A 12,104-nucleotide genomic window follows, 5' to 3' on the forward strand; every position below is an offset into this window, starting at 1 on the left:
GTTTTCTGGACCTTTGGGGTTGGAAGTCACAACTGCACCTCGCCATGTGCCGCGCCCATGCGCTGCTCCAGCCGACGGGCCAGCATGATCAGGGGATAGCATACGATGAAATAGCCGACGCCGACGAGGAAGAAGACCAAGAGGCCGTTGGGCACACGCTGCACCACCAGCCAGCCGACGCGGGTGAGGTCGGTGAGACCGATGGCCGACACGACGGAAGAATCCTTGATCAGCAGCACATACTGCCCGACCAGCGGCGGCAGCACGATGCGCATGGCCTGCGGCAGCACCACCTGGCGCATGCGCTGCCAGCGCGACAGGCCGGACGCCAGCGCCGCCTCGACCTGGCCGGTCGGCACCGAGCGGATGCCGGCGACGACGATCTCGCAGATGAAGCAGGCGGCCAGATTGGTCAGCGCGATGATGCCGGCGGTGAAGGCGTCAAGCTCGATGCCGAACTCCGGCAGGATGAAGAAGATCAGGAATATCTGCACGAGGAACGGCGTGCCGCGGATCAGGTCGACCCAGGCCCCGATCAAGCCCGAGATCAGCTGGTTGCCGCCGGTGCGCAGGATGCCGAGGCCGAAGCCGAGCAAGGTGCCGAGCACAAGGCTGATCAGCGACAGCATCACGGTCATGCCGAGGCCGCGCAGGGCCAGCGGATAGGAGCCGGCGAGGCTTTGCAGTTGTTGCCAGATCATGTCCGCGCCCCCGCCGTGCCGAGCCAGCGGCTGGAGACGCCAGCCAGTCCCTTCAGTCCGTAATAGAGCAGCAGATAGAAGGCGGCGATGGTGAGGAAACCTTCGGCCGGCATGAAGCGGTCGGAGGCGAGCAACTGGCCGGCGCGCGTCAGTTCGGCAACCGAGATCAGCGACAGAAGGGCGGAATCCTTGACCAGCACGATGGCTTGGCCAAGCAGCGGCGGGATCGTCACCTTGAAGGCTTGCGGCAGCACGACCAGGCGCATCCGTTGGACATAGGTCATGCCCGAGGCGACGCTGGCTTCGACCTGACCGCGCGGGATCGACAGGATGCCGGCACGAATGATTTCAGCGATATAGGCGCCGCTGTTCAACGACAGCGCGAGGATGCCGACGACGAGTTCCGGCAGGACGAAGCCGAGCCGGGGCAGGCCGAAATAGAGAAAATAGAGCTGCGCCAGCAAGGGCGTGGCACGCACCGCATCGATATAAGCCTTGGCCGGCACACGAAACAGCCAGCCGCGCTGCAGATTCATGGCGCACAGCACGATGCCGACGATGAGCGCCCCGACAAAGGACAGCGCCGACAGCCAGACGGTCGTGATCAGGCCCTGTCCGAACAGCGGCAGGTATTCGACGATGGTGCGGAAACTGAAATTTTCGAGCATCGTTGGGTGCAATCCCCAGAGTGCAGGAAACGACGGATGAAGCGAAATTCCAGGCGGTTTCGCGGCGCTTGAGACGCGCGCTAACCGCCTGGGTTTATCGCTGCTTAGTGGTCTTTCTTCCAGGCGTCGGAATTGACCCAGTAGTCGAGGTTCTTCTGCAGGCGACCATCGATGGTGACCTGGTTGAGGAACAGGTTCATCCAGACCAGCAGGTCCGGCTCGTCATAGCGGGTGGCGAAGGCAAGCGGCTCCTTCGACAGAAGGTCCGGCATGATGGTGAAGCTGCCGGCCGGATAGGCGGTCGACTGGCCCTTGACCGCCGAGACGTCGTTGACGCCGCAATCGGCCTGGCCGTTGTTGACGGCGTCGAGCAGCAGCGGACCGCCGCCCTTGTAGCTCTTGATGTCGGCGTCGGGGAAGGCTTTCTTGGCTTCCTTCTCGCCGGTGGCGCCGAGCAGCACGGCGATCTTGGTGCCCTTGGCCTTGCAGTCTTCGGTGGTCTTGAACTTGCTGTCGGCCTTGGTGAAGACGGTGCTGCCGGTGTACATGTAAGGCGTGGTGAAGGCGACCTTCATGCCGCGCGCCAGCGTCGGTGTCATGTCGGCGACCAGAAGGTCGGCCTTGCCTGACAGCAGCGCCGGGATCAGACCATCCCAGTCGAAATCGAGGAAGGTGATTCACACCCATTTCCTTGGCCATCAGTTCGGCCAGTTCAACCGAACTGCCGGTGCGTTCGCCATTGGCGCCAACCAGCGAGAAAGGGGGTCCCTGGGTCTGCACGGCGACACGCAGTTCGCCGCGCTTGGTGATGTCGTCCAGTGTTCCGGCTGAGGCAGCAGTGGTAAGGCCGGCGAGCGCAAGTCCGGCGATGAAAAGCTTGGCAATCTTCATTTGGTAGTCCTCCTTGTTTTATTGTTCCATGTCTTCGTTGTTTTTCACCCTTTGGGGTGCTTTTTGAGCGGCAGCGCCGTTGCCGGCGGCAGCCACCGTTCGAAAATCCTCAGTCCCAGGCCACCGTCTCGGTGACCTTGATGCCGCGTCTGGCAAGCTCGTCGAAGAAGGGTTCGTCGGGCACGTCCAGCAGCGGGTTGAGCAGGCCGGGTTTGGTGATCTCGCCACGCGCCAGCATCTGCGCCACGATGCTGGCGGGATAGCCGACGCCGAGGCTCATGCCGAACAGGCCCGAAGCCAGGTCCCGCTCGATGATCAGGTCCGACGTCACCGTCTTGGCGCGGCCGCTTTCGAGGCCGGAAAAGACATTGCGCATCACGCACAGGTCCTTCTCGCCGGGACCATATTGCAGTTGCGGGCCGAGCAGCCGGCCGAGGAATTCGCGCGGGCTGTTGGAGGTGCCGGGCACCTTGTCCTCAGAGAGGAAACCGAGCTCCTTTAGCGGCGCCCAGAAGGCCGACCATCCCGGCCAGCGCAGCGTGTAGCGGCCGGAACGGCGCAGACCCTTGGCTGCCTCCAGCATCTCGACATAATGCAGCGCATCGCCATTTGGGAACGCTTCCAGCCTGCCCAGGCCCGCGACCTCGATCTCATGGATGAAAGGGTTTTCGTGCTGCTGGCCGGCCGGCACCGCGACGCGCTTTCCGCCCTCGATCATGACGCTGTCGCGGTTCTGGCTGACCAGGACCATGTCGAAATTCCAGCTCACCTTGTAGCACAGCGGCTTGGCCATCGCCTTCGGCTCGGGGATGCCGCCGCAATAGGAATCGATCGCGGTGATCGAAGAGAACTGCCTGGCGGCGCGCGCGTAGAGTACGAGGTCGATGCCGGGGTCGAGCCCGCATTCGGTCATGATCGAGACGCCGGCTTGTTCGGCGGCCGGCGCCAGATCGGCGATCGACTTGGCGTAGTTGGTGGTGACCAGCGGCGTGCGCGTGGCGATCGCGGCCTGCACCGCCTCGCGCATCAATGGCTGCGGCAACAGGTCGATGACGGCGTCGACATCATCAAGCACATTGGCCAGCGCCGGGCCGATCGCGCCTTCAGGCACGACGAAGCGCACACGGGCAAGATCGGTCAGGCCGGCAAGCCGGGCCGGGCCATCCGCTGCGGTGTCGACGCAGACGATTTCCTCGACGCCGTCGCTGGCAACAAGGTCGGCGATTGCCGCCCGGCCTTGCAGGCCGAGGCCGCCGAGTACCGCGATCTTCATGCCGGCTCCTTGCGGTCGTCCGACCAGCAGCCTTCCGGCAGGCTGACCCATTTGTTGCAGGACGCCATGACGACGAAGGTTTCGCTGCGCACGACTTCGCCGGGCTCGCCGGCACCCGGGATCAGTTCGCTAGTGACGCGGTAGAGGTCGGCGACGTCACCCGCCACGGTTACGTCGACGATGATGTCGAAGCGCCCGGTGACGACCGAGGCCGAGTTGACGAAGGGCAGTTCGGCAATGCGCTGCGCCAGTTCGCGGGCCCGGCCGCGCCCTTGGGCATTGATGCCGACAATGGCCGAGATCAGCTCGGGACGCTCGGTCAGATTCAGCAGGCCGACGATCTTGAGCAGGTTGCGGTCGAGCAGGTTGCGCAACCGCGTGCGCACCGTCGGCACCGAAATCGCCAATATCTCCGCGATGCGGTTGATGCCCGGCTGTGCATCCTGCGACAGCTGTTTGACCAGCCGCCGATCGGTCAGATCGAGATGTTCTCGCAAAGTCCCCGTCTTTCACAAAAGGAAAAAACTTTGGCGGTTTTTTTGCCAATGTGCAAACAAGCTACGTCACGGATATTGGAAAAGCAAGGCAATGATTCAGCGCTACTGGTGATAGGTGGTCGCTGTCAGGGCTCAGACCAGCGCTGCCGCCAACAGTTTTGCCTGTGGCGTCAGCTCTTCGAAGCGGCGGGCGCAGAGGTTGAGCTGGCGCGTCGCCCAGTCGTCGGTCAGCCGCAGTGTGCGCACGGAACGACCCGCCGCACTTTCCGGCACGATGGCGATGCCGGCGCCTTGCGCGACCAGCCGGCAGACATTGTCGAGGCCAGGCACGCGGATGCGGACATGCAGATGGCCGCCAAGGCGGGCCGCCTGGCGCGTGATGTGCTCCTGCAGCGCATGGCCGGTGCTGAGGCCGACGAAAGATTCGCCGAGAACCTCAGTGAGGTTGACGGTGCGGCCTTCAAGGCCGGGCCGGTTCCGCGCGGCGATCACCACCAGCCGGTCGGTGAAGAACGGTTTCTGTTCGAGATGCGACAGGCCGGCCCAGGTTGCGGCGATGCCGAGATCGGCCGCACCATTGGCCACGGCTTGCGCGATCTCATGGCTGGGGCGCTCGTCGAGATCGATGTCGATCTGGGCATGGGCGACAAGGAAAGCCGGCAGGATGTCGCGCAGCAACTCGGCTGTAGCGGCGGTGTTGGCCAGCAGCCGGACGCGGGCGCGCAGGCCGGTGGCATAGGCGGCCAGATCGCCGGTCATGGCCTCGATCTGGTTCTGCACGGCGCGCGCATGATGCAGCAGCGCCTGTCCCGCCGGCGTTGGCACCACACCACGGCGGCGGCGCTCCAGGAGCGGCGCGCCGAGCCGCTCCTCCATGCCCTTGATGCGGGCGCTGGCCGACGCCAGGGCCAGGCCGGCAAGCTCGGCGCCATGGGTGATGCTGCCGCGTTCGGCCACCAGCAGGAACAGGCGGAGATCGACCAGATCGAAGCGCATTCTTTTGCTCCTGCGAATATTCAGCGCCCGGGAAGGCGATCGGCCCTCCAGCCTTCGTCCTGGCCGAAGGTTGGCAGCACAACTTCCACATTGTGATCGGCCGGGATCTTCGTCAAACAGTTTCGAAGGAGAATTGTGATGAACAAACGAACGTCAGGCCGGCTCGGCATTCTCGAAAGCACGGCGATCGTGCTGGCCATTGCCGTGGCTGGCCTTGCCATGGCGCCAGCGGGATCAGGCCTGCGGGGATGCGCGGCGACGGTCGTATCCACCAGCCGCGATGCGGCGCCGGCAAAGGCCGCCAGCCTGGATGCCGACGCAACCGATATGCTGCTGCATGACTGATCCCGCCTTGAAGATACGACCATGCTGAGCGCCGGCGTCCTCGCCTGGATCGGCGCCGTGTTCCTCGCCGCCGGCTTCGTCAAGGGCGTCGTCGGCATGGGGCTGCCGACCGTTGCGATGGGCCTGCTGGCGGTGACGATGCCGCCTGCGCAGGCCGCGGCGCTGCTGCTGATCCCGTCGTTGGTCACCAATCTCTGGCAATTGCTGACCGGCCCGTCCTTCGGCGGCCTGTGTAAGCGGCTATGGACGATGATGGCCGGCGTGATGCTCGGCACCGTTGCCGGTGCCGGGCTGCTGACCGGCACGCATACGGGCGCGGCTTCGGCCGGGCTGGGCGCCGCACTGGTGCTCTATGCGATCCTCGGCCTCGCCAAGGCCGGCTTCACCACGCCGGTGCGCCACGAAGCCTTGATGTCACCGCTGGTCGGGGTGGCGACCGGGCTGGTCACCGGCGCCACCGGCGTCTTCGTCATCCCGGCAGTGCCCTATCTGCAATCGCTGCGGCTGGAGAAAGAAGACCTGATCCAGGCGCTCGGCCTATCCTTCACCGTGTCGACGGCGGCGCTCGCCATCGGGCTGTTCAGGACCGGTGCCCTGGCGTCGCCGAGCGCGCAACTGGCGGGATCGGTCGCAGCCCTTGCGCCGGCGCTGGCCGGCATGTTCGCCGGCCAGGCATTGCGCCGGAGGATGAGCATCGAGACCTTCCGGAAAGTGTTCTTCGTCGGATTGCTGGCGCTGGGTGTCTATCTTGTGGAGGACGGTATTCTGTAGCTTGCGGCAGGCGTTCAGAATGCAGCTATCGCCTTGGCGATCGCGGCGAAAGGCAGGACCAGGGACAGCGGCGCGTCATCCAGACGGATCGCACCGTAACCTTCATACCAGTGGGCAGCCTGGTCACCTTTGGCATCGATTAGCAAGGCAACGCCGCCGAGCTCCTCCGCGACTGCCATACAGCGCTTCCCGGCGGCGAGCAGCAAACCGCCGCCAAGGCCGCGGCCTTGTATCGTACGGTCTACGGCGAGCCGACCCAGACGGTAGACCGGCACGTCATAGCGGCCAAGGCCGCGTTTGGCGACTGCCGGGGTCCTGGCAAAGTCGATCGAAGCCGGGCTGAGAGAGTAGAAGCCGAGGATGCGCAAAGGATCTTGCGCCGTCACGGCGACGAAAGTTTTTGCGCCACCGCTTTGATGACTTTGACGCGCAAAGCGCTGCAAATAGATGTTGAGGTCCGCGTCGCCACAGTCGAAGGCGGCACGGTTATGTTGTCTCCCGATCGGCACTTCTTGCCATGTGACGGAGTTCACGCGAGAGTCTGGCCGGCTTTGGCGGCGCGGATAAGGCGGTTGGTCGGGGAGGGCGGGTTTTCAAGCAGGTCGAGGACGCGCAGACTGTCCCGTTCTGACAGCGCAAGATGTTCGGCGCGTTCGATCGCAGCCTGGGCGTCACGCAGTGCGGAGCGCGTAACGAACTCGGTCAGGCCGACATTCGACAAGGCGGCCGCACGTGCGATCACGGCTTTCGCTTCGGGCGGAATCCGGAAATCGATTCGACCGTTATCACCGACGTTGCGAGGCATGGCTATCTCCTTTGTCTGCTATTATATGGTACGGATTGAATCCGTACAATATAAATCCTATCGCTTTAGCCTCACGGGCATGTGAGGAGCGCGCTGGGCCAAATCTGTTACCGCACCACCAGCACCGCAATCTCCGTGTAGGACAGCACTTCCGCCGTCTGGCTGCCGAGAAGCAGCTTGCCCAGTCCGCGACGGCCGTGCGAGGCCATGACGATCAGGTCGCAGCGCAGGGCCTGCGACAGTTCCAGGATGGCTTCGGCGGGCCGCTTGTCCTCGACATGGACCACCTCCGCGGCCACGCCAACGGCGTCCGCCGACGCCTTGCATTTGGCGAGCACTTCCTTGGCATAGCGGCCTGCCTCTTCCTTGTAGGCGACGAGCTCATCGCCGGCGGCATAGCCGGCCATGGCGCCGCCCCAGGCGAAGATCGGGAATGGTTCCGAGACGGTAACGAAGGTGACGGAGGCGCCGAGGTCCTTGGCCAATGTCAGGCCGTGGGCAACGCCCTTGTCGGCCAGTTCCGATCCGTCCGTGGCGATGAGCAGATGTTTGTACATGATGATCTCGACTTGTTGTGCAAGGGCCCGTGCCCTTGTGGTGGCGGGAGCCTTGTAGAGGCTGGCCTTGATATAGTTGCGGCACCAGGATGATCACAGGGCCGGCCCGCCGCGGATCAAGGCCAGGCGACCACGCAGTTTTGTACCAAGCGGATTCCCCTTTGCCGCATCGTTGCTTAAGGTGCCGGACCACATCGAAAGGCATCTCATGAGCAGCGTGTATCCCCAAATCCATCTGGTCCGGCATGGCGAGACGGCATGGAGCCTTTCGGGGCAGCATACCGGCCGCACCGACATGCCGTTGACCCCGGTTGGCGAGGCCGCCGCGCGGGGCGTCGCGGATAGGCTCAAGGGCCTGTCCTTTTCGGCCGTATGGTCGAGCCCGTCGCAGCGCGCCTACAACACCAGCGTATTGGCCGGCTTCGGCGCGCAGAGCGTCAAGAAGGACGATCTGCAGGAGTGGGACTATGGCGCCTATGAGGGGCTGACGACAAAACAGATCCTGGCCGAGCGCCCCGGCTGGAATGTGTTTCGCGATGGTTGTCCAAAGGGCGAGATGGCGGCCTATGTGGGCGCGCGGGCCGACAGGATCATTGACGGGTTACGCAAGGCCAATGCCGACATGTTGGTGTTTTCCAGCGCGCATTTTTTGCGCGTGCTGGCGGCGCGCTGGATCGGGCTGCCGCCCGAAGGCGGCGCGCTGTTCGTGCTCGATACGGCAAGCATCAGCGTGCTCGGCTACGAGCATGATCTGAGCGAGCCGGTCATCCGGAAATGGAACCAGAAGTAGTGCGGCATCGGCCGGCGGTACCGCTCCCCCTACCTGTCGAATTTCCTGATCGCCTCGGCGGTTACCGGCGTGAAGAAATTCACCAGATTGCCATCGGGGTCGCGAAACAGCAGCGAGCGATTACCCCAGGGCATTGTGGTCGGCTTTTGCACCGTTACATCCCTGAGTAGGTCCGAGAGCCTGGCGAATTCAGCATCGACGTCGCCGACGCGGAACTCAAGGATGACGGTGTGGTTGTCGGCGGGGCGGGCGATGTCGCCGCCGAACAGCATCAAGGTGCGCGTGCTGCCGATTGCCAACGTGCAGGCAGGTGTCGCGAGTTCGGCGAAGTCTTCTGTGTACATAGTCACGGGCATGCCGGTGATCTCGCCATAGAAGCGCACGAGACGCTGGACGTCCGACGTGATGATGCGGACAGAGACGAAATTCATTTGTTTTGCTCCTGGATTGCTGGAGCCGCAGCCCGGCCCATGAGTCACCTATAGGCCAGGCCTCCTGACAGCTTCCTGTCAGGAGGTGGCGCGGATGCAAGGCCGCCGACATCGACGATACGCGGGGCTCACCCCGCCAGCAGCTCCAGTTCCTCCGGCGTCAAATGCCGTGCCGTACCCTTGGCGAGGTCGCCGAGCGGCAGGCGGCCGATAGCGATGCGGATGAGGCGCAGAACCTCGACGCCGTGCGCGGCGAGCAGGCGACGGATGTGGCGGTTACGGCCTTCGTCGAGTACGATCTCCAGCCAGGCGGTGCGGCCGCCGCTGCGCAAAAGTTCGATCGAACTGGCGCTCAGGGTCTCGCCATCGACGGTCACGCCGGCGCGGAATTTGTCCAGCATCGCTGCGTCCGGCACCATGCCGATCTGCACGTGATAGGTCTTGGGCAAATGCGAGGCCGGATCCATCAGCCGGTTGGCAAACCGGGTGTCGTTGGTCATCAACAGCAGGCCTTCGCTCGCCTTGTCGAGGCGACCGACCGGGGAGACGAAGGGCAGGTCGAGCCCTTCCAGGCAGGCATAGACGGTGTCGCGCTGTTGCGGGTCGTCGCGGGTGGTGACCAGCCCGCGCGGCTTGTTGAGGACGAGATAGACCTTGCGCTCGGCAACCACCGGCCTGTCGTCGACAACGATGCGGTCACGGTCGAGGTCGACGCGCAGGGCTGCATCGCGCACGACCTTGCCGCCGACACGCACGCGGCCTTCGGCGATCAGCACCTCGGCCTGCGTGCGAGAGCACAGGCCGAGCTTCGACAGCGCCCGGTTCAGGCTGACGCCGGGCGCCGCCTGCCTGCCGCTTTGTCGTGTCTGCCGTGGTGTCATGCTGCCGTCTGTGCTGGTGGAGCCGACAAATGCCACGGGCTGCAATGGCTTCGCAAGACGCGCTGCTGCAATCGTGCGCAAAGCAAGGGGGCAGTGGCGGCATCCGCAGTTCTTGGACCGGCGATATTGTCGCCGCCGCATCCGCGATAAACTTGCTTCGCATGAGTGAGTCTCTCGACATCTCGCCGATCACCAAGACCGTCGTCATCAGTGCCGAGCCGGCCAAGGTCTGGCGGATACTGACGATGCCAGAAATGATCCCGCAATGGATGTCCGACGAGGAGTTGACTGTCAGCCTGCAAGGGCATGCCGGCGGCGCGATCGTGATGCGCGGACTGCTGCACGGAATGCCGTTCGAGAACCATGGCACCGTCCGCGCTTTTGAGCCTGAAAAGAGCTTCGCGTATGGCTACTGGAGCACGCTGTCGGCCTCGCGGCTGGCGGACGTGCCCGAAAACCACACCGTGGTCAGCTTCGATCTGACGCCGGTGGGTGGGGGAACGACGCTGACGCTGACGCTCAGCGACTTCGCCGAACCGGCGATCCGTCCGCATGCCAATCTCTACTGGGGGCCGACCTTGCAGATCCTGAAAGCGGTCTGCGAGCGCGCTTGAGGGCGGGCGTCATCCCCGCGGACGGGCCGTCCGGCCCTTACTCTTTGGGGTGTCGGGCGAGAGCCAGCGCGCGAATACGGTCGGCGACGGCGCTGTCGACCGGGTTGTAGACGGTCAGGCTCAGATCCGGCCGGCCGTCGACCGCGAAGCCCGAATATTCCAGCTCGATATCGCCGAGTTCCGGGTGTTTCAGGCGCTTTGTCCCGTCGCCGTGGCTGAGCACGTCGTTTTCGCGCCACAGCGCGTCGAATTCCGGGCTGGCGCTACAGAGCTCGTCGACGAGTTCGCGCACCTCGGAGACAGCGCCGGCGCGTGCCGCATCGGCACGGAACGAAGCGACCACGAAACGGGCCAGGTTTTTCCAATCGTGCTGCTTGGCGCGGATGGCGGGGCGCAGGAACATGAAACGCAGGATGTTGCGCTCGCCCTCGGGCAGGGCACTATAGTCGGTCAGCACGACCCGCGCGGCGCAGTTCCAGGCAACGACGTCCCAGGTGGCGGTCCTGACTATGGCGGGGCTGGCATCGAGCGTGTCGATGAGGCGCTGCAGCCGTGGGCTGACACCCTCGACGCCCCTGTAGCGGACCTCGGGCGGGCGCCCCAGCCCGAGCATGAAAAGATGTTCGCGCTCCGCCTCGGTCAGCAGCAGCCCCTTGGCGATGCGATTGAGGACATCGGCCGAGGGTGCGCCGCCGCGGCCCTGCTCCAGCCATGTGTACCAGGTCGGGCTGATGTTGGCGCGTTGGGCGACCTCTTCCCGGCGCAGTCCCGGCGTGCGTCGGCGGCCCGAAAAGCCGAAGGAAGCCGGATCGAGCCGCGTGCGCCGGTCTTTGAGGAACGCTGCCAGCGAGCCGGCGGAATTGGAGGGCATCCTGTTAGTCATTATACCATGATAAGATCACTACTTTAATAGAATAATAGACCAGCAATATTACGCAGGCAACTAGTGCAGGAGATTTTGCATGCGTATCTTTCTCACCGGCGCGACCGGTTTCATCGGTTCGGCGCTGGTTCCCGAACTCATCCAGGCGGGCCACCAGGTGGTCGGCGTGACCCGCTCCGACGCCGGCGCCGAGGCGCTGGCCGCCGCGGGCGCCGAAGTGCTCCGGGGGACGCTCGAGGATCCCGAGGGGTTGCGCGACGGCGCGGCCAAGGCGGAGGCTGTGATCCACACGGCGTTCGACCACGATTTTTCGCGGTTTGCCGAAAATTGCGAAAAGGACAAGCGCGTCATCGCCGCACTCGGCGCCGCCCTGGCCGGCTCCGACCGGCCGCTGGTGATCACCTCCGGCGTCGGCATGGGCAGCCCCGGGCATGGCGAGCTGGCGATCGAGGACGTCTTCAATCCCGGCCATCCCAATCCGCGCATCGCCTCGGAGCTGGCCGGCAATGCCTTGCTGGACGCCGGCATCAATGTGTCGGTGGTGCGGCTGCCGCAGGTCCACAATCCGGTCAAGCAAGGGCTTATCTCGCCGCTCATCGAAATCGCGCGTGAAAAAGGCGTCTCGGCCTATGTCGGCGAAGGCCGCAACCGCTTCTCCGCGGGCCATCTCCTCGACGCCGCGCGGCTTTACCGGCTGGCCGTGGAAAAGCGGCAACCGGGCGCGCGCTATCACGCGGTCGGCGAGGAAGGCGTCGAGGTGCGGGCCATCGCCGAGGCGCTTGGCCGGGGCCTGAAATTGCCGGTCGTTTCCATCGCGCCGGAAAGAGCGGCGGAGCATTTCGGCTGGATGGCGATGTTCGCCACCATGGACCTGCCGGCCTCCAGCGCGCTGACACAGGCACGATTGGGCTGGCACCCGACCGGCCCGACGTTGATCGCCGATCTCGATGCCATGCAATACGCCGCTTGATTGACTGAAGCATCGGCCTAAAGCTGACGAT

18 protein-coding genes are annotated in these 12,104 nt (G+C 64.6%); 6 read left to right on the top strand and 12 right to left on the bottom strand.

What is annotated here, in order from left to right:
* Window positions 1-26: 26 nt before the first annotated feature.
* From NKI66_RS29555 to NKI66_RS29565, 3 genes are all read right to left on the bottom strand, one after another.
* Window positions 27-701 carry an amino acid ABC transporter permease gene (locus NKI66_RS29555; protein WP_023813259.1) on the bottom strand — a complete coding sequence of 225 codons (675 nt, stop codon included), beginning with the start codon at window positions 699-701 and terminating at the stop codon, window positions 27-29.
* On the bottom strand, window positions 698-1,369 hold the full coding sequence (locus NKI66_RS29560; protein ID WP_023813260.1) for an amino acid ABC transporter permease: 672 nt from the start codon (window positions 1,367-1,369) through the stop codon (window positions 698-700). Before NKI66_RS29560 ends, NKI66_RS29555 begins: the two co-directional genes overlap by 4 nt.
* A 104-nt stretch (window positions 1,370-1,473) precedes the next feature.
* Window positions 1,474-2,046 carry an ABC transporter substrate-binding protein gene (locus NKI66_RS29565; protein WP_352753791.1) on the bottom strand — a complete coding sequence of 191 codons (573 nt, stop codon included), beginning with the start codon at window positions 2,044-2,046 and terminating at the stop codon, window positions 1,474-1,476.
* Between NKI66_RS29565 and NKI66_RS29570 the strand changes: the two genes are divergently transcribed.
* Complete coding sequence (locus NKI66_RS29570) at window positions 1,991-2,200, top strand: hypothetical protein (protein ID WP_352753789.1); 210 nt, start codon at window positions 1,991-1,993, stop codon at window positions 2,198-2,200. The two genes, NKI66_RS29565 and NKI66_RS29570, sit on opposite strands and share 56 nt — an antisense overlap.
* Window positions 2,201-2,369: 169 nt before the next feature.
* Here the strand turns inward: NKI66_RS29570 and NKI66_RS29575 are convergent, their stop codons facing one another.
* From NKI66_RS29575 to NKI66_RS29585, 3 genes are all read right to left on the bottom strand, one after another.
* Window positions 2,370-3,533: a saccharopine dehydrogenase family protein gene (locus tag NKI66_RS29575; protein ID WP_023813262.1), complete on the bottom strand. Its 1,164-nt coding sequence runs from the start codon at window positions 3,531-3,533 to the stop codon at window positions 2,370-2,372.
* On the bottom strand, window positions 3,530-4,030 hold the full coding sequence (locus NKI66_RS29580; protein WP_023813263.1) for an Lrp/AsnC family transcriptional regulator: 501 nt from the start codon (window positions 4,028-4,030) through the stop codon (window positions 3,530-3,532). Before NKI66_RS29580 ends, NKI66_RS29575 begins: the two co-directional genes overlap by 4 nt.
* A 132-nt stretch (window positions 4,031-4,162) precedes the next feature.
* On the bottom strand, window positions 4,163-5,026 hold the full coding sequence (locus tag NKI66_RS29585; RefSeq protein WP_023813264.1) for a LysR substrate-binding domain-containing protein: 864 nt from the start codon (window positions 5,024-5,026) through the stop codon (window positions 4,163-4,165).
* A 138-nt stretch (window positions 5,027-5,164) separates the two neighbouring features.
* On the opposite strand from NKI66_RS29585, the gene NKI66_RS29590 reads away from it, so the two are divergent.
* A complete protein-coding gene (locus NKI66_RS29590; RefSeq protein WP_023813266.1) occupies window positions 5,165-5,371 on the top strand; it encodes a hypothetical protein in 207 nt (68 codons plus the stop codon).
* Between the two features lie 21 nt (window positions 5,372-5,392).
* Complete coding sequence (locus NKI66_RS29595) at window positions 5,393-6,142, top strand: sulfite exporter TauE/SafE family protein (RefSeq protein ID WP_023813267.1); 750 nt, start codon at window positions 5,393-5,395, stop codon at window positions 6,140-6,142.
* Between the two features lie 14 nt (window positions 6,143-6,156).
* Here the strand turns inward: NKI66_RS29595 and NKI66_RS29600 are convergent, their stop codons facing one another.
* From NKI66_RS29600 to NKI66_RS29610, 3 genes are all read right to left on the bottom strand, one after another.
* A complete protein-coding gene (locus NKI66_RS29600) occupies window positions 6,157-6,675 on the bottom strand; it encodes an acetyltransferase (protein WP_023813268.1) in 519 nt (172 codons plus the stop codon).
* Window positions 6,672-6,947 carry a type II toxin-antitoxin system TacA family antitoxin gene (locus NKI66_RS29605; protein ID WP_023813269.1) on the bottom strand — a complete coding sequence of 92 codons (276 nt, stop codon included), beginning with the start codon at window positions 6,945-6,947 and terminating at the stop codon, window positions 6,672-6,674. Before NKI66_RS29605 ends, NKI66_RS29600 begins: the two co-directional genes overlap by 4 nt.
* A 107-nt stretch (window positions 6,948-7,054) precedes the next feature.
* Window positions 7,055-7,504: a universal stress protein gene (locus tag NKI66_RS29610; protein WP_023813270.1), complete on the bottom strand. Its 450-nt coding sequence runs from the start codon at window positions 7,502-7,504 to the stop codon at window positions 7,055-7,057.
* A gap of 208 nt (window positions 7,505-7,712) precedes the next feature.
* On the opposite strand from NKI66_RS29610, the gene NKI66_RS29615 reads away from it, so the two are divergent.
* Entirely contained in the window at window positions 7,713-8,294 is a 582-nt protein-coding gene (locus NKI66_RS29615) for a histidine phosphatase family protein (RefSeq protein WP_031213611.1), read from the top strand.
* Between the two features lie 29 nt (window positions 8,295-8,323).
* Here NKI66_RS29615 and NKI66_RS29620 read toward each other — a convergent pair whose 3' ends face one another.
* Both NKI66_RS29620 and NKI66_RS29625 read right to left on the bottom strand, forming a co-directional pair.
* Complete coding sequence (locus tag NKI66_RS29620) at window positions 8,324-8,725, bottom strand: VOC family protein (protein WP_023813272.1); 402 nt, start codon at window positions 8,723-8,725, stop codon at window positions 8,324-8,326.
* Window positions 8,726-8,853: 128 nt separating this feature from the next.
* Window positions 8,854-9,606 (bottom strand): pseudouridine synthase, encoded by a 753-nt coding sequence (locus tag NKI66_RS29625; RefSeq protein WP_031213612.1) that lies wholly within the window; start codon window positions 9,604-9,606, stop codon window positions 8,854-8,856.
* Between the two features lie 161 nt (window positions 9,607-9,767).
* On the opposite strand from NKI66_RS29625, the gene NKI66_RS29630 reads away from it, so the two are divergent.
* Complete coding sequence (locus NKI66_RS29630; RefSeq protein ID WP_031213613.1) at window positions 9,768-10,220, top strand: SRPBCC family protein; 453 nt, start codon at window positions 9,768-9,770, stop codon at window positions 10,218-10,220.
* Between the two features lie 37 nt (window positions 10,221-10,257).
* Here the strand turns inward: NKI66_RS29630 and NKI66_RS29635 are convergent, their stop codons facing one another.
* Window positions 10,258-11,091: a helix-turn-helix transcriptional regulator gene (locus NKI66_RS29635; RefSeq protein WP_023813275.1), complete on the bottom strand. Its 834-nt coding sequence runs from the start codon at window positions 11,089-11,091 to the stop codon at window positions 10,258-10,260.
* A 91-nt stretch (window positions 11,092-11,182) separates the two neighbouring features.
* Between NKI66_RS29635 and NKI66_RS29640 the strand changes: the two genes are divergently transcribed.
* Window positions 11,183-12,073 (top strand): SDR family oxidoreductase, encoded by an 891-nt coding sequence (locus NKI66_RS29640; protein ID WP_352721080.1) that lies wholly within the window; start codon window positions 11,183-11,185, stop codon window positions 12,071-12,073.
* The last annotated feature ends 31 nt before the right edge of the window (window positions 12,074-12,104 follow it).

This window comes from Mesorhizobium sp. M0518, from assembly GCF_040321125.1.
GTDB lineage: Bacteria > Pseudomonadota > Alphaproteobacteria > Rhizobiales > Rhizobiaceae > Mesorhizobium.